The sequence below is a fragment of the Novosphingobium pentaromativorans US6-1 genome, from assembly GCF_000767465.1.
Classification (GTDB): Bacteria; Pseudomonadota; Alphaproteobacteria; order Sphingomonadales; family Sphingomonadaceae; genus Novosphingobium; species Novosphingobium pentaromativorans.
Genome location: NZ_CP009291.1, coordinates 2369108 through 2391618, shown reverse-complemented (window position 1 = coordinate 2391618; position 22511 = coordinate 2369108). Strand labels below are relative to the sequence as shown.

The 22511-nt window shown below is 64.7% G+C and carries 24 protein-coding genes; 16 read left to right on the top strand and 8 right to left on the bottom strand.

Annotated elements, in window-relative coordinates:
* Nucleotides 1-68 precede the first annotated feature (68 nt).
* From hemB to JI59_RS11100, 5 genes are read left to right on the top strand one after another with little or no spacing between them, the layout of a single operon-like run.
* Nucleotides 69-1064 (top strand): porphobilinogen synthase, encoded by a 996-nt coding sequence (hemB, locus tag JI59_RS11120; protein WP_013831488.1) that lies wholly within the window; start codon nt 69-71, stop codon nt 1062-1064.
* Nucleotides 1057-1632: a GNAT family N-acetyltransferase gene (locus tag JI59_RS11115; RefSeq protein ID WP_007012633.1), complete on the top strand. Its 576-nt coding sequence runs from the start codon at nt 1057-1059 to the stop codon at nt 1630-1632. Before hemB ends, JI59_RS11115 begins: the two co-directional genes overlap by 8 nt.
* A 10-nt stretch (nt 1633-1642) precedes the next feature.
* Nucleotides 1643-3856 (top strand): fused MFS/spermidine synthase, encoded by a 2214-nt coding sequence (locus tag JI59_RS11110; protein ID WP_007012634.1) that lies wholly within the window; start codon nt 1643-1645, stop codon nt 3854-3856.
* Complete coding sequence (locus JI59_RS11105) at nt 3853-4416, top strand: gamma carbonic anhydrase family protein (RefSeq protein ID WP_007012635.1); 564 nt, start codon at nt 3853-3855, stop codon at nt 4414-4416. The genes JI59_RS11110 and JI59_RS11105 overlap by 4 nt, the downstream gene beginning before the upstream one ends.
* Nucleotides 4416-4697, top strand: a complete 282-nt coding sequence (locus JI59_RS11100; protein ID WP_007012636.1) for a DUF167 domain-containing protein — start codon at nt 4416-4418, stop codon at nt 4695-4697. Before JI59_RS11105 ends, JI59_RS11100 begins: the two co-directional genes overlap by 1 nt.
* On the opposite strand, the gene JI59_RS11095 is transcribed toward JI59_RS11100, so the two are convergent.
* The 4 genes from JI59_RS11095 to JI59_RS11080 all read right to left on the bottom strand — a co-directional run bounded on the left by JI59_RS11095 (nt 4681) and on the right by JI59_RS11080 (nt 8736).
* On the bottom strand, nt 4681-5328 hold the full coding sequence (locus JI59_RS11095; protein ID WP_007012637.1) for a YoaK family protein: 648 nt from the start codon (nt 5326-5328) through the stop codon (nt 4681-4683). The genes JI59_RS11100 and JI59_RS11095 overlap by 17 nt on opposite strands.
* Before the next feature lie 86 nt (nt 5329-5414).
* Complete coding sequence (locus JI59_RS11090; protein WP_007012638.1) at nt 5415-5828, bottom strand: group II truncated hemoglobin; 414 nt, start codon at nt 5826-5828, stop codon at nt 5415-5417.
* A gap of 191 nt (nt 5829-6019) precedes the next feature.
* A complete protein-coding gene (gene clpA, locus JI59_RS11085; protein WP_007012639.1) occupies nt 6020-8392 on the bottom strand; it encodes an ATP-dependent Clp protease ATP-binding subunit ClpA in 2373 nt (790 codons plus the stop codon).
* A 125-nt stretch (nt 8393-8517) separates the two neighbouring features.
* The gene (locus tag JI59_RS11080; RefSeq protein WP_007012640.1) at nt 8518-8736 is read right to left on the bottom strand and encodes a DUF1192 domain-containing protein; all 219 of its coding nucleotides are present in this window, start codon (nt 8734-8736) and stop codon (nt 8518-8520) included.
* Nucleotides 8737-8823: 87 nt separating this feature from the next.
* Between JI59_RS11080 and JI59_RS11075 the strand changes: the two genes are divergently transcribed.
* The 4 genes from JI59_RS11075 (at nt 8824) to JI59_RS11060 (ending at nt 13212) form a co-directional block, all read left to right on the top strand.
* A complete protein-coding gene (locus JI59_RS11075) occupies nt 8824-9825 on the top strand; it encodes an NAD(P)H-quinone oxidoreductase (RefSeq protein WP_007012641.1) in 1002 nt (333 codons plus the stop codon).
* Between the two features lie 51 nt (nt 9826-9876).
* A complete protein-coding gene (locus JI59_RS11070) occupies nt 9877-10494 on the top strand; it encodes a glutathione S-transferase family protein (RefSeq protein ID WP_007012642.1) in 618 nt (205 codons plus the stop codon).
* A gap of 201 nt (nt 10495-10695) precedes the next feature.
* Entirely contained in the window at nt 10696-11397 is a 702-nt protein-coding gene (locus JI59_RS11065; protein WP_007012643.1) for a DUF1013 domain-containing protein, read from the top strand.
* A gap of 129 nt (nt 11398-11526) precedes the next feature.
* Complete coding sequence (locus tag JI59_RS11060; RefSeq protein ID WP_038576035.1) at nt 11527-13212, top strand: AMP-binding protein; 1686 nt, start codon at nt 11527-11529, stop codon at nt 13210-13212.
* 52 nt (nt 13213-13264) lie between these two features.
* Here the strand turns inward: JI59_RS11060 and JI59_RS11055 are convergent, their stop codons facing one another.
* The gene (locus tag JI59_RS11055) at nt 13265-13675 is read right to left on the bottom strand and encodes a bactofilin family protein (RefSeq protein WP_007012645.1); all 411 of its coding nucleotides are present in this window, start codon (nt 13673-13675) and stop codon (nt 13265-13267) included.
* A 1-nt stretch (nt 13676) separates the two neighbouring features.
* Entirely contained in the window at nt 13677-14813 is a 1137-nt protein-coding gene (locus tag JI59_RS11050) for a M23 family metallopeptidase (RefSeq protein ID WP_007012646.1), read from the bottom strand.
* 294 nt (nt 14814-15107) lie between these two features.
* On the opposite strand from JI59_RS11050, the gene JI59_RS11045 reads away from it, so the two are divergent.
* The 4 genes from JI59_RS11045 (at nt 15108) to JI59_RS11030 (ending at nt 18156) form a co-directional block, all read left to right on the top strand.
* The gene (locus JI59_RS11045) at nt 15108-16397 is read left to right on the top strand and encodes a glutamate-5-semialdehyde dehydrogenase (RefSeq protein ID WP_007012647.1); all 1290 of its coding nucleotides are present in this window, start codon (nt 15108-15110) and stop codon (nt 16395-16397) included.
* A gap of 29 nt (nt 16398-16426) precedes the next feature.
* Nucleotides 16427-17095, top strand: coding sequence for a nicotinate-nucleotide adenylyltransferase (locus tag JI59_RS11040; protein WP_007012648.1), 669 nt, complete (start codon nt 16427-16429; stop codon nt 17093-17095).
* A gap of 113 nt (nt 17096-17208) precedes the next feature.
* The gene (rsfS, locus tag JI59_RS11035; protein WP_174888122.1) at nt 17209-17607 is read left to right on the top strand and encodes a ribosome silencing factor; all 399 of its coding nucleotides are present in this window, start codon (nt 17209-17211) and stop codon (nt 17605-17607) included.
* Between the two features lie 123 nt (nt 17608-17730).
* Entirely contained in the window at nt 17731-18156 is a 426-nt protein-coding gene (locus JI59_RS11030; protein WP_013831502.1) for a 23S rRNA (pseudouridine(1915)-N(3))-methyltransferase RlmH, read from the top strand.
* A gap of 6 nt (nt 18157-18162) precedes the next feature.
* Here JI59_RS11030 and JI59_RS11025 read toward each other — a convergent pair whose 3' ends face one another.
* Both JI59_RS11025 and JI59_RS11020 read right to left on the bottom strand, forming a co-directional pair.
* Complete coding sequence (locus tag JI59_RS11025; protein ID WP_007012651.1) at nt 18163-18342, bottom strand: hypothetical protein; 180 nt, start codon at nt 18340-18342, stop codon at nt 18163-18165.
* A gap of 17 nt (nt 18343-18359) precedes the next feature.
* The gene (locus tag JI59_RS11020) at nt 18360-19154 is read right to left on the bottom strand and encodes a 3'(2'),5'-bisphosphate nucleotidase CysQ (protein WP_007012652.1); all 795 of its coding nucleotides are present in this window, start codon (nt 19152-19154) and stop codon (nt 18360-18362) included.
* A 174-nt stretch (nt 19155-19328) separates the two neighbouring features.
* Here JI59_RS11020 and sucC point away from each other — a divergent pair, with 174 nt between their 5' ends.
* The 3 genes from sucC (at nt 19329) to JI59_RS11005 (ending at nt 22443) form a co-directional block, all read left to right on the top strand.
* Nucleotides 19329-20528: an ADP-forming succinate--CoA ligase subunit beta gene (sucC, locus tag JI59_RS11015; RefSeq protein ID WP_007012653.1), complete on the top strand. Its 1200-nt coding sequence runs from the start codon at nt 19329-19331 to the stop codon at nt 20526-20528.
* Nucleotides 20529-20764: 236 nt separating this feature from the next.
* Nucleotides 20765-21511, top strand: coding sequence for an electron transfer flavoprotein subunit beta/FixA family protein (locus JI59_RS11010; RefSeq protein WP_007012654.1), 747 nt, complete (start codon nt 20765-20767; stop codon nt 21509-21511).
* Nucleotides 21512-21513: 2 nt separating this feature from the next.
* The gene (locus JI59_RS11005; RefSeq protein ID WP_007012655.1) at nt 21514-22443 is read left to right on the top strand and encodes an electron transfer flavoprotein subunit alpha/FixB family protein; all 930 of its coding nucleotides are present in this window, start codon (nt 21514-21516) and stop codon (nt 22441-22443) included.
* Nucleotides 22444-22511 lie beyond the last annotated feature (68 nt).

Here is a 22511-nt window from a genome sequence, read left to right as displayed (position 1 = left end):
ACTGCGTCGGTGCTGCGGGACATTTTGCCCAGATTGAACCTTTGGGGATTTTCCGGCAATCACCGGTGATGACTGGATCCTATCCCCACACCCGACTTCGCCGCACCCGCGCCACGGCCTGGAGCCGTGCCATGCACCGCGAGAACGTGCTCACTCCCGCCGACCTGATCTGGCCGCTTTTCGTGACTGAAGGGCAGGGCGTGGAAGAGCCGATAGCTTCGCTGCCCGGCGTGTCGCGCTGGTCGGTGGACGGCATTGTCGAGCGGGCCAGGGAAGCGGCGGACCTGGGCATTCCCTGCCTTGCCCTGTTCCCCAATACCCAGCGCGAGCGTCGCAGCGACGACGGCAAGGAAGCGCTCAATCCCGACAACCTCATGTGCCGCGCGCTGCGGGCCGTGCGCGATGCGCTGGGCGACCGGGTCGGACTGCTTACCGATGTGGCGCTCGATCCCTATACCAGCCACGGCCAGGACGGGCTCGTCGATGCGAACGGCTATGTCCTCAACGACGAGACCGTCGAGGTCCTGGTCGGCCAGTCGCTCAACCAGGCGTCGGCCGGTGCCGACATCATCGCGCCGTCGGACATGATGGACGGACGCATCGGCGCGATCCGCGATGCGCTGGAGGACGAAGGGCACGCCAACGTGCAGATCATGTCCTACGCAGCGAAATATGCTTCGGCCTTCTATGGTCCGTTCCGCGATGCCGTGGGTTCGCGCGGCCTGCTCAAGGGCGACAAGAAGACCTACCAGATGGACCCGGCCAACGGCGAGGAAGCGCTGCGCGAGGTCGAACTGGACCTGGCCGAAGGCGCCGACAGCGTGATGGTAAAGCCGGGGCTGCCTTATCTCGATATCGTGCGCCGGGTGAAGGAGGCATTCGAAGTCCCCGTCTTTGCCTACCAGGTCTCGGGCGAGTACGCGATGATCGAGGCCAGCGTGGCAGCCGGGGCGGGCGACCGCGACGCGCTGGTGCTGGAGACGCTCATGGCATTCAAGCGTGCCGGCTGCTCGGGCGTGCTGACCTATCACGCCGCCCATGCGGCGCGATTGCTCCATGGCTGACTTTCGCCTCGAGACCGGGCGTCTCGTCCTGCGTTCCTGGACGAGACCCGATCTCGCGCGCTTTGCGCAGGTTACCAATACGCCTGCGGTGATGCGCTGGCTGGGAGGACTGCTGTCCGATGAGCGGCTCGATCAGCTTTATGACGCGGTGATCGGCTGCGAAGATGAGCATGGTCACTGCTTCTGGCTGGTCGAGCGCAAGGCCGATGGGGGCCATCTGTCCGGAGAGCTTCTGGGCTTTTGCGGCCTCAAGCGTGGCAATGCTCCCGAGAGTACGTTCCCCGGCGGCTTCGAGATCGGCTGGCGCCTGCGCGAGGAGGCATGGGGCAAGGGCTATGCCAAGGAAGCGGCCATTGCCTCGCTCGATGCCGGCTTCGAGCGCTTCGGCGCGCAGGAGATCGTGGCGATCACGGTCAGCGAAAACACGGCGAGCTGGGGGCTGATGGAACGCCTGGGGATGCGCCGCCGCACCGACCTCGATTATGTCGACAGCCGGTTCGACCCGCCCCTTTGCGATACGCTTGCCTGGTCGATCACTTCCGGGGAGTGGCGCGCGCGCCACGATTGAGACGCAGGCCATGGGCAGGTCGAACCGCGCGCTCTTCATCCTGACGATCCTTGTCGGCAGTTTCCTGCTGTTCATGGTCGAGCCGATGGTCGCGCGGATGGCCCTGCCGCGGCTGGGCGGTGCGCCCAATGTCTGGAACAGCGCGATGCTGGTCTATCAGGCGCTCCTTCTTGCCGGATACGGCTATGCGCACTGGCTTTCGCGAAAGCCCTTGTGGCGGCAGGCTGTCATCCACCTGATCGCCCTGTGCATCGCCGCCACGACCCTGCCGATCGCGCTGGCGCAAGTGGCTTCGCCCGCGCCCGGCTGGGAAGCGATCTGGGTGCCCTGGCTGCTCCTGCTGACGGTCGGCCCGGTATTTTTCCTCATCGCCGCACAGGCGCCGCTGATGCAGCGCTGGTTCGCTGCCGATTCCCGCGCCGGGCAGCCCTGGGCGCTCTACGCCGCGTCGAATCTCGGCAGCTTCGCCGGACTGGTCGCCTATCCGCTCGTGGCCGAACCCTTGCTGGCGCTGCACGGCCAGAGCCTCGTCTGGGCCGTGGGATATGGCCTGCTGATCCTCCTGGTCGCTGCCTGCGCATGGTCCCGCCGCAAGACTGTCGACGCCGCAAGACCGAGCGCACCGCTGCTGCGCGCAAGCGAGGTGACGTCATGGCGTCGCAAGCTGCACTGGCTTGCCCTGGCGGCGATCCCCTCGGGACTGATGCTCTCGACGACGACCCACCTGACGACCGACATCTTCGCGTCACCGCTGCTTTGGGTAATTCCGCTAGGGCTCTACCTGCTCAGTTTCGTCGTCGCCTTTGCCGATCGCCGCGTTCTTGCTGGGGTGCTGACATTCGTCGCGCCTGTCGTCCTGCTTTTCACTGGAAGCTATGCGATGCTGGCCGATGGGTCGGGGGCGCTGCTGCTGGCAGGCGGGAGCTGCGTGCTGCTCTTCGTGGTTTCGGTCGCGCTGCACGCCCGGCTCTATGACTTGCGACCCGATGCAGGGCACCTGACCGGCTTCTACCTGATCATGTCGGCCGGCGGGGCCTTGGGCGGCCTGTTCACGGCTCTTGTCGCGCCGCTCGTATTCGACTGGTCCTGGGAACATCCCCTGCTGATTCTCGGTGCGGCCCTGCTTGTCCCGCTCGATGAAATCCTGCGCTGGCGCCGCATGGAAGGCCTCGACCAGAGGCTGGCCCGGATCGCGCTCGTGCTTCTCCTGCTGCTGGCGCTGTTCCTTTCGGTCCAGCTCTTCGATCTCTTCACCGAACCCGGCACGAAGATGACCGCAATGCTGCTGACGGTCTTCCTCACCGGGACCGGCGTGATGGTCATGGGTTGGCGCTGGGCTTTCGTGGCAGTGTTGCTGCTGGCGATGCTCGGGCAGGGCGGCCTGCTCACGATCATGTCGAGCTACGAGGGCCAGCGCACCCGCAGTTACTTCGGCATCTATACCGTGCGCGACTATCGTTCCTCTGGCCTTCGCATACTCAGCCACGGCACGACGCTGCATGGCCAGCAGTCGCTCGATCCTGACAAGCGGCGCATGCCCCTGACCTATTACGGGCCAAGGTCCGGCGTCGGCCTGGCGCTGGCATCGGCGGATCGGCTGGAGGGAGACTCGGCGCGAATCGGGGTCGTCGGCCTCGGCACCGGGTCGCTGGCCTGTTACGCCAGACCGGGTCAGGACTGGACCTTCTTCGAGATCGATCCCGTCATCCTGCACTATTCGACCTCGGGCAAGTTCACCTACCTGCGTGACTGCGCGCCGCGGGCGCGGGTGATCCTGGGCGATGCCCGGCTGGAGCTGGAAGCGGTGCCGCCGCGCCGGTTCGACATGCTGGTGATCGATGCCTTTTCGTCCGATGCCATCCCGCTTCACCTGCTTACCCAAGAGGCCCTGCAGGTGTACTTGCGCGCGTTGAGCGAGCGCGGGGTCCTGCTCATGCATATCTCGAACCGCTACGTGGAACTGGAGCCGGTCATCGCGGCCCTGGCCCGCAGCGAAGGGCTGACCGCGCGTGTGCGCCAGGACTGGCCGGAGAACCTCGACCTCTATACGCCGTCGCACTGGATCGCCCTTTCGCGCGACAGCTCTTCAATCAACGAGCTTGCGAAGATGCATCCCGATAGCCCATGGAGTCGGCTTCAAGCACCGGCACAGAGGCCCTGGACGGACGACCATGCCTCTATCCTGCCGTTCATCCGCTGGTCCAGGCTGATAGGATACCCATGATCGAGAACCGCAACGACATCACCGTCGCCGCCATCCACGGCAAGGCTCCGAAGATCCACTCCAGCGCCTTCATCGCGCCGGGCTGCCGGATCGTCGGCGATGTCGAAATCGGCCCCGACGTGAGCATCTGGTACAATTGCGTGATCCGCGCGGACGTGAACCGCATCGTCATCGGCGCGCGCACCAATATCCAGGATGGTACCGTCGTTCATTGCGACAGCCCCAAGGCGGGGCGACCCGAAGGCTATCCGACGCTGATCGGAGAGGACGTTCTGATCGGCCACATGGCGATGGTTCATGGCTGCACGCTGGAAGACAGCGCCTTCGTCGGGCTTGGCGCGATCGTGATGGACGGCAGCCATATCGAAACCGACGGCATGCTTGCCGCCGGGGCGCAGTTGACCGGCAAGCGCATCGGCGCCCGCCAGCTTTGGATAGGGCGTCCGGCCAAGTTCATGCGCGATCTGTCCGATGAGGCGATTGCCGCCAATCGCGAAGGTGTCGCTCGTTATGTCATCAACGGCCGAAACCATGCCGAGGCACTTGGCGTCGCAGGCTGATGGCAAGGCCCAGGCCAGCACTTCCCGATGCGCAGGCGCTCAGGGCGCTGGTCGATGCGGAAAGTCGGCTCGCAGTCCGCGTGACTCCGGGCGCAAAGGTCGAAGGGCTGGAGATCGCGGCGGGCAGGCTGCTCGCCAAGGTCCGGGCGAAGCCGCAGGACGGCAAGGCCAACGATGCCGTGCGCGACCTGCTTGCGGGCGCCCTTGGCCTGGCCCCGTCGCGGCTGGAGTTGTTGCGCGGCGCAACTTCTCGCGAGAAGCAGTTCAGGATCCGTGATTGACCCGGGCGATGCGCCAGCCCGCAAGTGAAAGCAGTGCCGCGGCGAGGACGGCGAGGGGCAGGCATGCCGCGCCGACTCTCAGGAACATCGTCGCGCCAAGTGCCGCGCCGCCGGCCAGGGCCAGCCACAGGGCGAAGAAACCGGCAATGCCGTTCGCTCCACGTCCGGTTAGCATGCCGCCCAGGCCCTGACCGATGCGGACCAGCGCCCCGGTGAGATAAGTCAGCGCCACGGGCGTCTCGTTGCGCTGCATCGTGTTGTTAAGCGCGCCCATGGCGAAGACGAGCATGGCCATCATCGCTTCAAGGTATTGCGACAAGGCCAGGAGCGCCGCCAATGCGAGGAGCGCGGTAACGAACGAGAGGACGGCGGGCTTTCGCCAGCGGCCCGCCTTGTGTGCGACGACATTGCCCATCGCCACGCCCAGCACGAAACCGAGGATCAGCAGCGCCGGGACCATGGCCTTGCGCGGCCCTTCGGCGATCAGATCGGTGGCCATTCGCGTCGAGTTGCCCGACATGAACGATACGAAATAGCGATCTGCGGAAAGGAACCCAACGGCGTCCACATAACCCGCCAGCGCGGCAAGCGCAGTCGCAAGGGCCTGTCGCGGTGGATCGAGTGCATTCACCGGTGCAGCCTATCGCGCGCCTGTCCGTCTGGCGAGAGAGATCTGAAAAGAAGCGATTTGCGTGAGCGTCGATCTGCAGGCGCAGATCAGCGGCCCATGCCGCGCGCGAGATTGCCGAGAACCTCGCCCATTGCCTTGGCCATGTCCGCGGGTTCGGGCGCGACATCGGAGACGGCCCGCGTCATGGCGTCGGCCCATTGATCGGCGACGGCCCTGTTGATGGCGAAAGGCTTGTGCACACTCATCATGCATCGACCCGGAACGGCCTCGAACCAGTCGCGCGGACCGCCGGCCCATCCGGCGAGGAAACGGGGCAGGGCTTCGCGCATCGGGCCAAGGTCCTCGGCATGCATCGCGCGCAGTTCAGCGTATTGCGGGTCTTCATCCATCAGGTCGTAGAAGCGGTTGCAGATCGCCTCGAACACGGGGGCGCCGCCAAGGCGATAGTAGGGGGTATCGGGGTTCCGGGTTTCTTCGATGACGGGGGCTTGGCTCGGCACTGATATCTTCTCCGCACGTGGGGGCTTTTCTCGCCGGATAGCCCATGCGTTTCACGTGGAACTTGATCGCGGTCAAACAGCGGCGAATTGTCGGAATGCGGCCTGGAAGCCGGGCGAAATGAGGGGCCGAACGAAAAAGGGGCGGGGACCTCCCGGTGCCCGCCCCTTCGCGTCGATCATGCCGTGCGGCCTCAGTCGTCGGTGTTCTCTTCCGGCTGGGGCCCGGTCTTGCGGACCGGCTTCTTGGCAGGTGCCTTTTTCTTCCTGGACTTCGTTTCCTTCGGCGGTGCAGGCGTCAGCTCGAAGTTGAGCGCATCTTCCTTCACCGAGACGTGGACCTCGCCGCCATGGGCGAGCTTGCCGAAGAGCAGCTCCTCCGCCAACGGCTGCTTGACGCGCTCCTGGATGACCCGTGCCATCGGGCGGGCACCGTAGAGGCGGTCGTAGCCACGGTGGCCGAGCCATTCGCGCGCATCGGAGTCGAACTGGATGTGGACGTTCTGGTCGGCCAGCTGCAGTTCGAGCTGGAGGATGAACTTGTCCACGACCCGGCTGATCGTCTCCTTGGCGAGATAGGCAAAGGGCACGATGGCATCGAGACGGTTGCGGAACTCGGGGCTGAACATCTGCTTCACGGCTTCCTCGCCGGCGTCGGCCTTGGAGGTGTCGCCGAAGCCGATGCCTTGCTTCGCCATGTCCGAAGCGCCTGCATTGGTCGTCATGATCAGGACGACGTTGCGGAAGTCGACGGTCTTGCCGTGGTGGTCGGTCAGCTTGCCGTTGTCCATCACCTGCAGGAGGATGTTGAACAGGTCGGGGTGGGCCTTCTCGATTTCGTCGAGCAGCAGGACGCAGTGCGGCTGCTGGTCGATGGCATCGGTGAGCAGACCGCCCTGGTCGAACCCGACGTAGCCCGGAGGCGCGCCGATCAGGCGACTGACCGAATGACGCTCCATGTACTCGGACATGTCGAAGCGCTGCATCGGAATGCCCATGATCGTGGCAAGCTGCTTGGCGACTTCGGTCTTGCCCACGCCGGTCGGGCCGGAGAACAGGAACGAGCCGATCGGCTTGTCCGGATCGCGCAGGCCGGCGCGGCTCAGCTTCATGGCGGTCGACAGGACTTCGATCGCCTTGTCCTGGCCGAACACCACGCGCTTCAGGTCGCGCTCGAGATTCTCGAGCGCCTTCTTGTCGTCCGAAGAGACCGACTTGGGCGGGATGCGGGCCATCGTTGCGATGACCTGTTCGATCTCGCGGGCGGTGATCGTCTTCTTGCGGCGGCTGGGCGGCACGAGCATCTGCATCGCGCCGACTTCGTCGATCACGTCGATCGCCTTGTCGGGCAGCTTGCGGTCATTGATGTAGCGGGCCGAAAGCTCCACCGCGGTCTTGATCGCGTCGGGCGTGTAGCGCACGCCGTGGTGATCCTCGAACGCCGTGCGAAGGCCCTTGAGGATCTTGACGGTGTCCTCGACCGTGGGCTCGTTCACATCGATCTTCTGGAACCGGCGCAGCAGGGCGCGGTCCTTTTCGAAGTGGTTGCGGAACTCCTTGTAGGTGGTCGAACCGATGCAGCGGATCGTACCGCCCGAAAGCGCCGGCTTGAGCAGATTGGAGGCGTCCATCGCGCCGCCGCTGGTAGCGCCGGCGCCGATCACCGTGTGGATCTCGTCGATGAACAGGATCGCGTGCGGCATCTTTTCGAGCTCGGCGACCACCTGCTTGAGGCGTTCCTCGAAGTCGCCGCGATAGCGCGTGCCGGCGAGCAGCGAGCCCATGTCGAGCGAGTAGATCACAGCTTCGGAAAGGACTTCAGGCACTTCGCCTTCGACGATCTTGCGCGCCAGGCCTTCCGCGATAGCGGTCTTGCCGACGCCGGGATCGCCCACGTAGAGCGGGTTGTTCTTGGAACGACGGCACAGGATCTGGATCGTGCGATCCACTTCCGGGCCACGCCCGATCAGCGGGTCGACCTTGCCCGCCAGCGCCTTCTCGTTGAGGTTGACGCAGAATTGGTCGAGCGCCGAGTCCTTCTTGTTGGCGGCCTTGGTCTCGGCCTTTTCTTCCGGGGTCGGCGTCTGTTCCTCCGATCCCTTGGGGCTGCGGTCCTCGATCCGCTTGCCGCCCTTGCCGATGCCGTGGCTGATGTAGCTGACTGCGTCGAGACGGCTCATGTCCTGCTGCTGCAGGAAATAGACCGCGTAGGAATCGCGTTCGGAAAACAGGGCGACGAGGACGTTGGCACCCGTCACGGTATCCTTGCCCGAAGACTGTACGTGCAGGATCGCGCGCTGGATCACCCGCTGGAATCCGGCGGTCGGGGCCGGGTCGCCCTTTTCCTCGGTTTTCAGCGACTGGTATTCCTGGTCGAGGTACTGCCGCACGACATCGCCCAGATCGCCGAGATCCACGCCACAAGCCTGCATGACCTGGGCCGCGTCCGGATCGTCGATCAGCGCGAGCAGCAAGTGCTCGAGAGTCGCATATTCGTGGCTCCGCTCGGACGCGTGTGACAGCGCGGAGTGCAGGGTCTTTTCTAGGCTTTGCGCGAAACTGGGCATCTAGGACACTTTCATTGCGAAGTGGGACTCTCCTTGCAGGGGAGTTTTTGGACGAAAACTGGTTTCAGGTTCCATATAGGAACACTCAGGGTGCTTGCGAGGTTCACGTTGGGAACCTGCCGCCATCACGATGTCCTCGGCCTGAACAGGGACTCGGCCGCCTGCATGTGCGCCGAGGCTTTCTGGCGGTGCGCCTTTATGCGATCGATCTCTTCGTGGAGAAGCGCGACACGTGCATCGAGTTCGTCCAGCGAATAGCGATCCAGGCTTTCGCTGGCGAGGAGGCTGGCAGCGCCGAGGTTGTCCCCGGACGACCGCCGCCGCGGTCGATCATCATCGTCCATTGCACTGCAGCATCGGACGGGAATTTCTCCATGTCAATGCATCAAAGTGGTTTCCTTGTGGCCAGTGACTGTGCCAACTAGAAAGCCATGTCAGTTAAACTGCCCAAGATCATGACCGCCGTGGGATTTCTCGAACCGGGAGGTCCCGAGGTGCTGCAGCCGCAGGAGCTTCCCGTGCCTGTTCCGGGCCCGGGAGAAGTCCTCGTCCAGGTTGCCTTCGCAGGCGTGAACCGACCCGATGTCGTGCAGCGGCAGGGCCATTATCCGCCGCCGCCGGGCGCCTCGCCGATTCCGGGCCTGGAGGTTTCCGGCACGGTCGTTGCGGTCGGGGAAGGGGTCGTGCAAATCGGGGAGGGGGACCGGGTCTGCGCGCTCGTTTCCGGTGGCGGCTATGCCGAATTCTGCATCGCCCGCGCCGGGCACTGCCTGCCTGTACCTGCCAGCCTTTCGCTCGACCAGGCCGCGGCCTTGCCCGAGACCCTGTTCACCGTCTGGCACAACGTGTTCGAACGCGGCTATGCCTGCGAGGGTGAAACCCTGCTCGTTCACGGCGGCACCAGCGGCATCGGGACGATGGCGACGATGCTCGGCAAGCTCTTCGGCCTGACTGTCATCGTTACCTGCGGGTCGGCGGAGAAATGCGCCCAGGCGCTCAAGATCGGCGCCGATCACGCCATCGATTACAAGGCTTTCGATTTCGTCGCCGAAGTCGCGCGGATCACTGACGGCAAGGGCGTAAACCTCGTGCTCGACATGGTCGCCGGCGATTACGTCGCCCGCAATCTCAAGTGTCTTGCCCCGGACGGGCGGCACGTGACGATCGCGGTTCAGGGCGGTGCCCGGGCCGAGATCAACATGGCCTTCGTGATGAGCAAGCGCTATACCCTGACGGGCTCGACGCTGCGGCCGAGGTCCGACACGTTCAAGGAACTGCTGGCGCAGGAACTGCTCACGAATGTCTGGCCCATGGTGGCCGACGGTTCCTTGCGCCCGATCATGGACAAGCAGTTCCCGCTGGCTGAAGCAGCCAGAGCGCATGCCTACATGGAATCCGGAGATCATGTCGGGAAGATCGTTCTCGCGGGCTGACGTCATGACGTCATTGGCGGGAAAAGCCGCTTTCGACTGCAGGAGGAGGGATTGCGAGAGAACCTGATCCTCCACGAGGATCCCCGCAGCGGCAATTGCTACAAGATCCGTCTGACGGCGGCCCTGCTGGGGCTGCCGCTCGAGCGGCGCGGTTACGACATCATGAAGGGCGAAACGCGCACGCCGGAATTCGTGGCGAACGTGAATGCCAATGGCCGGATCCCGGTTCTCCAGATCGGCGACAGGTTCCTGCCGGAAAGCAATGCCGCCTGCTGGTATCTGGCCGAGGGATCGCGCCTCGTTCCCGCCGACCGGTTCGAGCGGGCCGACATGCTGCGCTGGATGTTCTTCGAGCAGTACAATCACGAACCGAATATCGCGACCCTGCGATTCTGGCTCTGCTATGTCGGCGAGGCCAATCTCACGCCGATGCAGCGCGACCAGATCATGGCGAAGCGGGCGGGGGGCGAGGCAGCTCTTTCAGTCATGGAACAGCACCTTGCCGTGCACCAGTGGTTCGTCGGCAGCAGCGCGAGTCTCGCCGATGTCTCGCTCTATGCCTATACCCACGTCTGCGAGGCGGGGGGCTTTCGCCTGCACGATTATCCGGCGATCTGCCGCTGGCTTGACCGCGTCTCCGCGCTTCCCGGTTACGTGCCGATGGATTAACTTGCGGCAATGACGGCCCGGCCGGAGAGCGCGCCTTGCCAGCCTTGCCGATGCGGTCTGAGCCGAGAATGCGCGATTCTCGGGCATCGTGCTTGCCGAATCCGGAAGTTTCACCTAAATCGGGTCGGGAACGGCCGCTCCGCGAAGGGGCGGCCCTTATTATTTGCGCTACTTGCCAAAGTTCGTCGGAGATCCAGAACAATGAGCCAGCCGACACCGCTCATGCCGCATGCGACCGCCTCCTGGCTGGTCGACAATACTGCCCTGACTTTCGAGCAGATCGCCGAATTCTGCGGCCTGCACATGCTCGAAGTGCAGGCGATGGCCGATGACCTGGCCTCCAGCAAGTACACTGGCCGCGATCCTGTGCGCGCCGGCGAGCTGACCATGGACGAGATCGAAAAGGGCCAGCAGGACCCTGAGTACAAGCTCAAGATGCACAAGGTGCCCGTCACCGTCAGTCGCACCAAGGGCCCGCGTTACACCCCGGTCTCGAAGCGCCAGGACAAGCCGGACGGCATCGCCTGGATCCTGCGCAACCACCCGGAGGTGTCGGACGCGCAGATCGGCAAGCTGATCGGAACGACTCGCAACACCATCGCCGCGATCCGCGACCGTTCGCACTGGAACATTGCTAACATCACGCCGAAGGATCCGGTTACGCTGGGCCTGTGCTCGCAGCGCGAGCTGGATGCGATCGTTGCCAAGGCCGCCAAGAAGGCCGGCATCGAGGAAGAGGTCGCCGGCGACGAGCGTCTGGTCGACGATCGCGAGGCGCTGATCGAGGAACTGCGCGCCGAGCGCGAGGCCGCCACCAAGGCCGCCAGCGAGGCCGCGCAGGAAGCCGAAGCCGCCGCTTGGCTCGAAGCCAAGCGCGCTGCCGAGGCAGAGAACGGCGAGTAAGCCGACTCTACCTCCAGAACGGACGAGAATTCCAACAGCGGGGATGACCGAAAGGCCGTTCCCGCTGTAATCGTTTGCATGAGCTGCACTGCCCTTGCCGTGGGACCAGTGACGCTTCACACTGCAATTATGGATGAGAGGATCGGTCCCAGGGCCTGGCGGGAAAGCTATGCGCACCCTTGCGACTGGCAGCAGGATTTCGCCCCGCTTGCCATGCCGCAGATGTTCGCGGGCAGTGTGGCGGCTTACGGTGAGCGGGTTCTCGCCGACTTTCTCGGGCGCACGTTCACGTATCGGCAAATCGATGCAGAGGCGCGTCGCTTCGCCTGCGGCTTGCAATCGCTGGGGCTGGGCAAGGGCGACCGGATCGGGCTCTTCCTGCCCAACGTGCCCTGTTACCTGTCGGCCTACTTCGGCGCCTTCATGGCTGGCGTTACCGTCGTCAACTTCTCACCACTCTACACGGCTACGGAACTGGAAGCGCAAGTTGCCGATTCCGGGGCGCGCCTGCTGGTGACGCTCGACGTTCCCGCTCTCCTGCCGACGGCTTGCAAGGTGCACCGCGAATCGGCGCTTGAATGGCTGGTGGTCGCGCGTCTCTCCAGCATGCTGCCGTTCTGGAAAAGCCTTGGCCTGCGCCTGCTTCGCCGCAAGGATATCGCCGCTATCCCGCGCGAAGAAGGCGTGTTCGAATTTACCGACGTGCTGCATGAAGGTGACCTTGCGCCGGTCGATATCGAGCCGATGACCGACCTTGCGATGCTCCAGTATACCGGCGGCACGACCGGAACACCCAAGGGCGCGATGCTCACCCACCAGAATCTCACGGTGAACGCGCGGCAGATCGAAGAGATCGATCCCCACGCCCATGCGCGCGACGTGATCGTCGGCGTTCTGCCCTTCTTCCATGTCTTTGCCAATGCGACGGTGCTGAACCGCACGGTCTATGATGGCGGCACCATCGCCATGCTGCCGCGCTTCGATGCCGGGCAATGCCTGGCCACGCTGCAGCGGGTGAAAGCGACGGCGATGCCTGGCGTGCCGACGATGTACCAGGCCCTGCTCGATCATCCCGACATGGCCCGGACCGATTTCTCAAGCCTGTTCACCTGCATTTCCGGTGGGGCGCCGCTGCCGGGCCCGGTCAAGGCGCGCTTTGAGCAGGCGAGTGGCGCGACCTTGGTTGAAGGCTACGGGCTGACCGAGGCCGCCGGGGTTGTCGCCACCAATCCTTTCGACGGGCCGGAACGACCGGGAACCATCGGCCATCCCATGCCCGGCACGGACCTGCGCCTGCTAGACAAGGACGATCCCACGCGTGCGGCAGCCTCAGGCGAGCCGGGTGAACTGGCGATCAATGGTCCGCAGGTCATGGCCGGCTACTGGAATCGGCCCGAGGCCGCGTCCGCGGTCTTCGTCGAACTGGAAGGCAAGCGCTGGCTGCGCACCGGTGACATCGCAACGATCGATGAGGACGGCTATGTCCACCTTATCGACCGCAGCAAGGACATGATCGCCGTTGGCGGGTTTAAGGTCTTTCCCAGCCAGGTGGAGGAAATCCTCCTCGCCAATCCCGCCGTGCGCGAAGCGATGGTGCTGGGCGTGCCCGACGAGTATCACGGTGAAGTCCCGCGCGCCTATGTGGTCGCCGAAAGCGGTGAGGCTGCGAGCGCCGAAGACATCGCCGCCTGGCTCAACGAGCGGGTCGGCAAGCATGAGCGCGTCGACAAGGTGGTCCTGCGCGATTCGCTGCCAAAGACGATGGTCGGCAAGCTCGACCGCAAGGCGCTGCGTGCCGAGGTGCTGGGCAAGTAGAAAGAGCAGGCGCTCCTGAGCGAGCGGCCTGCTTCACATCACGGAATTGCGATTATTCGGCCGCTTCGAGCGCGACTTGCGCTTCGTCGGCAGCGCCGAAGGCGGGTGGCATGTGGCCACCGCTCGGGCTCAGGCGTCCGTCTAGGCGGGCACCCTGTTCGATGGTGAGGGCATCGTAGGCCACGTCACCGTCGATCTTCGCGGTCCTGAGGACGACGACCTCGCGTGCGGCGATGGTCCCGCGCACGGTGCCGGCGATGCGGACCGTTTCCGCCTTCACGGCGCCGACGATTTCGCTCGCCTCACCCTGGACCAGGGCATTGCAGGTGATGTCGCCTTCGATCCGGCCGTCGATGTGCAGGTCTGCCGAAGCCTCGATATTACCGACGATATTGGTGTCGGCGCCCAGCATCGAGAACGTCGAACCATTCGACGGACGCAGGCCTGCATTCGACTTGGCCATATTAGCGGGCTTCTTGCTGAACATTGGTGGCAGCCTCGAGGAACGGGCGCGGGTTGACCGGCCGGCCATTGACGCGGACTTCGAAGTGGAGGTGTGAACCGGTCGAGCGACCGGTGCTGCCCATGGCGGCGATGACGGTTCCGGCGTCGACCTTCTGGCCGACCTTGGCCTTGAAGGCCGAAAGGTGGCCGTAGCGGGTCATCAGGCCATTGCCATGGCTGATCTCGATGCAGTTGCCGTAGCCCTGGCGGCGACCGACGAAAGTGATCTTGCCCTTGGCCGCAGCGTAGATCGGCGATCCTTTCGGGCCGGGGAAGTCGAGCCCGGCATGGAAAGCGGCGGCGCCGGTGAACGGGTCGGCACGATAGCCGTAGCTCGAGGAAACGTAGGCGACCCTGGCGGGTTTTACCTGCGGGATCGACGCGAGACCGTTTTCCAGGGCGTCCATCCGGGCGAGGCTGACGCCCAGACGTTTGAAGCGCGGGTCCAGCGAACCGTCCTTGCCGGTGGCAAGGCGCAGCAGCGGACCACCTTCAGCGCGGCGCGAGCCGGCGATGATCGTGCTGGGATTGAGACCGAGCTTGCGAATGGCGTTGGAGGCCGATTCGGAGCGGCGGTCGGCATAGCGGGTCAGGCGTTCGACGAAGGCGAGCTGCTCGGACTCGATCCGGGTCAGTTCCGAAGCCTCGGGCAGGACGGCGCTGACCTTGGAGACGGACTTGGCGGTCTCCGGCGTGCTGTCGGAAACGGTCTCGTCTTCGGCCTTGTCTTCGGGGAGGTCGCCGATGTGCGCTTCGACCATCTGTTCGATGAACTTCTGGCGGCGCGAGAGGTCGGACGTCACTTCATCGAGGCCGTCGCGATACTTGGCGACTCGGCTTTCGGCCGTGGCGACCTTGGCTTCACGGTCGAGCAGTTCGGCCTGTTCGCTCGTCGCGGACCAACGCTCGAACGCCACTGCGCCCATCGAGCCGCACCAGGCCGTCGCCAGCAACACTGCGCCGCCGACGGCACTCAGCTGCATGGCAGAGGAAATGCGGATGAATCGGACCTGTCCGTCTGACCGCATGATGAACTCGCGATCTGGAAATTTGGCCCTGAGGCGTGAAAGCCACGCCCCGGCTGATGTGAAATTCAAAACGACCCCGCTCGCTAAACTGTTGTTTTCCCAGTCCCGGCGCCGGCAGGTAGCAGGGGAGGGGGCAAATTGCGAATCGACTGGCCTTAAAGGGCTGCAGAATCGGGGTGAGTTGAGCGCCCGGTGCGATGACTTGATGGAACCGCCCTTTGACCCAAGCCCCGGGTTTGCGCAGTTCTTGTCAAGAATGGTTGCCCTGTTTCCGTAAGCGGTTAACCATTTATCCGAGTCGCACCGATCTGGTTAGTGATGCGGATCGGTGACAGGCGGCCGCTTCGGTGCTAGTTCGCGCCCATGACCGTAGAGACCACGATAGCCGGTACGACCGATACCGAATCGCCCGAAATGCTCGTTGCGCGCATCGCCCGTGACGGACGCGCCGCCCAGCGCGTCCTTGCCCGGCTCAGCGATGCCAGGAAGGCCGAGGCCCTGCGCGCTGCGGCTGCGGCTCTGCGGGAGGCGGAAGGGCCAATCCTCGAGGCGAACGCTCTCGACATCGCTGCAGGTGAAGCCAAGGGCCTGACCGGTGCCCTGCTCGATCGCCTGCGGCTCGACCCGGCGCGTCTCGAAGGCATTGCCCATGGCCTCGAGCAGGTCGCCGCCTTGCCCGATCCCGTCGGGCAGGTTATCGAACGGACCGAGCGGCCCAACGGCCTGCAACTCAGCCGCGTGCGTATCCCGATCGGCCTGATCGGTATCATCTACGAAAGCCGTCCCAACGTGACCGCCGATGCCGCAGCCCTGTGTCTGCGCTCAGGCAATGCCGTGCTGCTGCGCGGCGGCAGCGAGGCGCTCCATTCCAACCGAGCGATCCAGGCCGCGATGGCCAAGGGGCTGGAGAGTGTCGGCATACCTGCAGCGGCGATCCAACTCGTACCGACGCAGGACCGTGCGGTCGTCGGTGCCATGCTGACCGCGGCCGGCCTGATCGACATGATCGTGCCGCGCGGCGGCAAGAGCCTCGTCGCGCGGGTCCAGGCCGATGCCCGCGTGCCGGTGCTCGCCCACCTCGACGGCATCTGCCACACGTACGTCCATGCTGCTGCCGATCCGGAAATGGCCCGTAGCGTCGCGCTCAACGCCAAGATGCGGCGGACCGGTATCTGCGGGGCGATGGAGACCCTGCTGCTCGATACGCAGTTCCCCGGTTCGCGCGACGTCGTGACGTCATTGCTCGATGCCGGCTGCGAACTGCGCGGCGATGCCCGTGCGCGCGCGCTCGATCCGCGGATCCTGCCTGCGACCGAGGAAGACTGGGATACCGAGTATCTCGACGCGGTGCTCTCGGTTGCCGTCGTCGACGGCCTCGATGCTGCGCTCGATCACATCGCGGCGCATTCCTCGCATCATACCGACGCGATCATCACGGCCGATGAGGACGTGGCCGAGCGGTTCCTTGCCGAAGCCGACAGCGCCATCGTCATGGTCAATGCCTCGAGCCAGTTCGCCGACGGCGGGGAGTTCGGTCTCGGCGCGGAGATCGGCATTGCCACCGGCCGCCTTCATGCGCGCGGCCCGGTCGCGCTCGAAGGGCTGACGACCTACAAGTGGCAGGTGCGCGGGAACGGGCAGGCCCGGCCCTGAGTGAGACGGCCCTGAGAAAGGCAACCCGAATGGGCCGCACGGGGCCGGTCACCGGTCTGCTGGGCGGCAGTTTCAACCCGGCGCATGGCGCTCATCGGCGCATCAGCCTCTTCGCGATGGACGCGTTGGGGCTGGACGAGGTCTGGTGGCTGGTCTCTCCAGGCAATCCGCTCAAGCCGACGGCGGGCATGGCGCCGCTGGCGGCGCGTGTCGCCTCGGCCCGGCGGCAGGCGCGCAGATCGCGAATCCGCGTGACTGCGATCGAGCGGGAACTGGGGACTCGCTATACCGTCGACACGCTCGGGAAGCTGCTTCGGCGCTATCCGAAACGCCGGTTCGTCTGGCTCATGGGCGCGGACAATCTCGCCCAGCTGCACCGCTGGAAGGACTGGCGCAATCTCGCCCGACTCATGCCGATTGCGGTAATTGCGCGTCCGGGGTATGATGGCGCTGCCCTCGCGAGCCCCGCGATGGCCTGGCTGGGGAAGTTCCGGAGACCCCAATCCAGTCTCAGAGGTCCGGAAAGGTGGAGCGCACCTGCGCTGGTGACATTGCGATTCGACCCCGATACGCGGTCGGCAACGGCGATACGCCGGGCCGATCCGGACTGGGCCCGGAAGCCGTCGAACGGACTTTCGCGCAACGGTCGCTATCGGGACGGTGTCACGCACCGCCCGATTACCGGAGATGCAGCGTGATTGGGCCTCGCCCGTCTTTGCTGCGAATCCATCCCCTCGAAAACCTGATTGTCTGCGGCGGGATGTTTGCCATCGCGCCGGGACGGTCATTGAAAGGAGCAGTACCGAACTAGATGCCACAGGCACAGATACAGCCGGCTTCAACCGGCGCAACGCCCCCGGCCATGGTCGACAGCGACGACCCGCAATTGGCCTTGGTCCTGCAGTCCCTGGATGACGACCAGGCGCAGGACCTTGTTACGATCGATCTCGAAGGCAAGTCGAGCATCGCCGACTACATGGTGATCGCTTCCGGCCGGTCGACGAGGCAAGTGGCCGCGATGGCCCAGAAACTCGGCGAACGCCTCAAACAGGGCGGCTTCGGCAATCCCCGCGTCGAGGGCCTGCCGGCAGCCGACTGGGTACTCGTCGACGCAGGCGGCGTGATCGTCCATCTCTTCCGTCCCGAAGTACGCAGCTTCTACAACCTTGAACGGATGTGGGGTTTCGACGGTCCCTCGGGCGCAGCCTGAGGGTCGATTCGGTCCGTTGAAGACGGTTTGAGAGGATAGACCCGGTCCGGAAGACTACCGGCCGGGCTCGCGAAAGGAGCTTGAGACGCGCCTGCGTCCCATGGGGCAGTGCGCGCCAACGCCATGCTTTTGCATATCATCGCTCGCGGCAAGATCGCCCGCTCGCCGGAAGCCGAGCTGCTCGATCGCTATGCCAAGCGGATCACCTGGCCTTTCAAGCACAGCGAATTGCCCGACACCGGCGGCAAGGTTCCGCCCCCGGTGCAGACGCCCGTGCGCGAGGTCCTGCTCGACGAGCGGGGCAAGGCGATGTCGTCCGAAGAATTCGCCGCGCTGCTGGGTCGCTGGCGTGACGAAGGCGTGCGGGAATGCCGTTTCCTGATCGGCGCCGCCGACGGCCACGGCGACGAGGCGAGGGCCCGGGCGGACCACCTGCTGTGCTTCGGCAAGATGACCTGGCCGCATCTCATGGCCCGGGCGATGCTGGCCGAACAGCTCTGGCGTGCGACCGCGATTCTGGCAGGACATCCCTATCACCGCTCCGGATGAGCGGGGTCAGCCGCCGCGCCTGCGTCCCTTTCGGGCGATGAGCAGAAACAGCACCGGAACGATCACCCCCACCGCAAAGCCGATCGCCGCGCCCCAGATCGAACCCGCATTGCCGCCGAGCATGGCCCCCAGAATGGCACCGGCGACGAAGAGCAGGACGGGCAGCAGGCAACCGATGGCGAACATGAACTGGCTTTTGCGACTCAGGCCGAGAATCGGCGGGCGCGATCCGCGAGTCGGGTCACGGCATCAGCGTGAATCGCCGAGGAAGTGACGAGCACGCCGAAGGCGCGCGGGTCGTGCTTGTTGTAATTGAGCGCCTTGCCGAAGGCGTCGGTGACCGTGGCGCCGGCCTCGCGCGCGATCAGGCCTGCGGCGGCGATGTCCCACTCATAGCCCCAGCGCAGCGTGGCGAGCAGATCCGCCTCGTCCGCGGCAACCATGGCCATGCGTAGCGCGATTGAATTGGGCTGGTCGACAAGGGTGAGATCGGTGTCCTCGGCGGCCAGCTTCTTCGCGGGAACCCGCGCCCCCAGGAGAGACTTGCAATCGCTCGCGACGAGTCGCCGGCCATTGCGCCAGCTGCCCTTGCCCGCTTCGGCATGCCAGAACTCCCCGCCTTCGTCGCGGCGGCGGACCGGGGCATAGAGATAGCCGAAAAGCGGGCGGCGCGTGTTCACGAGCGCGACCGAAATGGCCCAGCCGGTCCGCCCGGCGATGAAATCGCGCGTTCCGTCGATCGGATCGACCAGCCACACCAGCTGGTCCTGCAGGCGGTCGGGTGCGTCGGCGGTTTCCTCGGAAAGCCAGCCGGCCGACGGGAGCAGGGCAGACAATTCCCTCTTGAGAAAGGCGTCCACCGCCAGATCCGCTTCGCACACCGGGCTCCCGGGCGTCTTTTCCCAGTGCTTGAGGTCATGCCCGTCACCCGGCCAGCCGGCCAGGGCAAGGCGGCCAGCCTCGCGCACGATGGATTCCAGTTTGCTGCGGTCTATCATCTTTGAACAATCGGTTGCCGGGAATCATGTTTCCCGAGTGTGTTGCGTCCCACCTATGAAATTGCGCAGGGATCGGGACTTTTCAAGCGCGCAGGGATGTGCTTATGCGGCGCGGCAAAATACGGGGCTCCCCGCGCCTTCCCTAGGACACTCCAGCAGAAAGCGATTCTTCATATGAACATTCACGAATATCAGGCGAAGGAACTGCTTGCGAAGTATGGCGTGGGCATTCCCGCCGGCATCGCCGCCCTCACGGTCGAAGAAGCGGTCGCCGCCGCCAAGCAGCTGCCTGGTCCGCTTTATGTCGTGAAGGCCCAGATCCATGCCGGTGGCCGTGGCAAGGGCAAGTTCAAGGAACTCGGCCCCGACGCGAAGGGCGGCGTTCGCCTTGCCAAGTCGATCGAGGAAGTCGAAGCCTTCGCCAAGGAAATGCTCGGCAACACCCTCGTTACCGTGCAGACCGGTGAAGCCGGCAAGCAGGTCAACCGCCTCTACGTGACCGACGGCGTCGACATTGCCAAGGAATACTACTTCTCGATGCTCGTCGACCGCGCCTCGGGCCGTGTCGCGATGATCGCCTCGACCGAGGGCGGCATGGACATCGAGGAAGTCGCGCACTCGACTCCCGAAAAGATCACCACCGTCACCATCGACCCCGCCGAAGGCTTCCAGCCCCACCACGGCCGCGCGGTCGCTTATGCGCTCAAGCTGGACGGTGACCTCAACAAGCAGGCCCAGAAGATCGCCAAGCAGATCTACGAGGCCTTCATGGCGCTTGACTGCGACATGCTCGAGATCAATCCGCTGGTCGAAACCAAGGACGGCCAGCTGCTCGTCCTCGACACCAAGATGAGCTTCGACTCGAACGCTCTCTACCGTCACCCCGACGTCTTCGCCCTGCGCGACGAGACCGAGGAAGACCCGGCCGAGATCGAAGCGAGCAAGTACGACCTCGCCTACATCAAGCTCGACGGCGATATCGGCTGCATGGTCAACGGCGCCGGCCTCGCCATGGCGACGATGGACATCATCAAGCTCAACGGCTCGTTCCCGGCCAACTTCCTCGACGTGGGCGGCGGCGCCACCACCGAGAAGGTGACTGCGGCGTTCAAGATCATTCTCAAGGACCCCAACGTGAAGGGCATCCTCGTGAATATCTTCGGCGGCATCATGAAGTGCGACGTCATCGCGGAAGGCATCGTCGCTGCGGCCAAGGAAGTGAACCTGGGTGTGCCGCTCGTGGTTCGTCTCGAAGGCACCAACGTCCAGCAGGGCAAGGACATCCTGGCCAATTCGGGCCTGCCGATCGTCCCCGCCAACGACCTGGGCGATGCCGCCAAGAAGATCGTCGCGGAAGTCAAGAACGCGGCCTGATCGTTTCAGGCCCATTTTGGCATGACGCACTAGCTGACGGCGGGGGTTCGATAACCTCCGCCGTTTGCGTACGTAGCTTTCCCGGCACCCGATCCGCGACCTCCTGTCTACGTTCTATGGATCTTCAGTTTATTGGAGGGGCTTGACGGGAAGTCCGGGGGGCGCAATAGCGAGCCCGTTATAGTTTAATTGCGCGGTTAAATTTGCCGTCCCGACCTTAGAGAGGACCGAATCGCATGAAAATCATCGTCCCGGTAAAGCGGGTGATCGACTACAACGTGAAGCCGCGGGTGAAGTCCGACGGCACGGGCGTTGACCTTGCCAACGTCAAGATGAGCATGAACCCCTTCGACGAAATCGCCGTCGAGGAAGCCATCCGCCTGAAGGAAGCCGGCAAGGCCGAAGAGATCATCGCGGTCTCGGTCGGCCCGGCCAAGGCACAGGAAACACTGCGCACGGCGCTCGCCATGGGTGCGGACCGCGCGATTCTCGTCGAGACCGACGAAGAAGTCGAACCGCTCGCCGTTGCCAAGATCCTCAAGGCCATCGTTGGCGAAGAGAATCCAGGCCTCGTCATCCTCGGCAAGCAGGCCATCGACGACGATAGCAACCAGACCGGCCAGATGCTCGCGGCGCTGCTGGGCCGCCCGCAGGGCACTTTCGCCAGCAAGGTCGAGATCGACGGCGACAGCGTTGCCGTGACTCGCGAAGTCGACGGCGGTCTGGAGACCGTGAAGCTCGCCATGCCGGCGATCGTCACCACCGACCTGCGCCTCAACGAACCGCGCTATGCTTCGCTGCCCAACATCATGAAGGCGAAGAAGAAGCCGCTCGATAGCAAGTCGCCGGCCGACTACGGCGTCGAGATCGCTCCGCGTCTCAAGACCCTCAAGGTCTCCGAACCGCCGGTGCGCCAGGCGGGCATCAAGGTCGAGGACGTCGATGCCCTCGTCGCCAAGCTCAAGGAAATGGGAGTCGCCTGATCATGAAGACGCTTGTTTGGGTCGAACACGACAACGCGTCGCTCAAGGACGCGACGCTCGCCACTGTTACCGCGGCTGCCAAGCTGGGTGAAGTCCACCTCCTCGTTGCCGGTTCGGGCTGCCGCGCCGTCGCCGAAGCGGCCGCGCAGATCGCTGGCGTGGGCAAAGTCCACCTGGCCGACAATGCGGCCTACGAGCATGGCCTGGCCGAGAACGTCGCGCCGCTGATCGCCGATCTCATGGCCGATCACGACGCCTTCCTCGCCCCGGCAACCACCACCGGCAAGAACGTGGCGCCGCGCGTCGCCGCCTTGCTCGACGTGATGCAGGTTTCGGACATCCTCTCGGTCGAAGGCGAGAAGACCTTCACCCGTCCGATCTATGCCGGCAACGCGATTGCCACGGTCGAAAGCACCGATGCCAAGCTGGTCATCACCGTGCGCGGTACCGCCTTCGAGAAGGCCGCCACCACCGGCGGCTCGGCTGCTATCGAAGATGTCGCCGGACCGGGCGAGGCCGGTCTGTCGAGCTTCGTCGGAGCCGAACTGGCCAAGTCGGAACGTCCGGAACTGACCAGCGCCAAGATCATCGTCTCGGGTGGCCGTGCGCTCAAGGATGCGGCGACTTTCGAGGAATACATCATGCCGCTCGCCGACAAGCTCGGCGCAGGCGTGGGTGCTTCGCGCGCGGCAGTCGATGCCGGCTACGTGCCCAACGACTACCAGGTCGGCCAGACCGGCAAGATCGTGGCGCCGGAAGTCTATATCGCCGTCGGCATCTCGGGCGCGATCCAGCACCTCGCCGGCATGAAGGACTCCAAGACCATCATCGCCATCAACAAGGACGAGGACGCGCCGATCTTCCAGGTCGCCGACATCGGCCTCGTCGCCGACCTGTTCAAGGCCGTGCCGGAGCTGACCGGCAAGCTCTGAAGCTCGAAGTCGCTGAATTCATGACAAGGAACCCCGAGAGCTTGCTTTCGGGGTTTTTTGTATGCCTG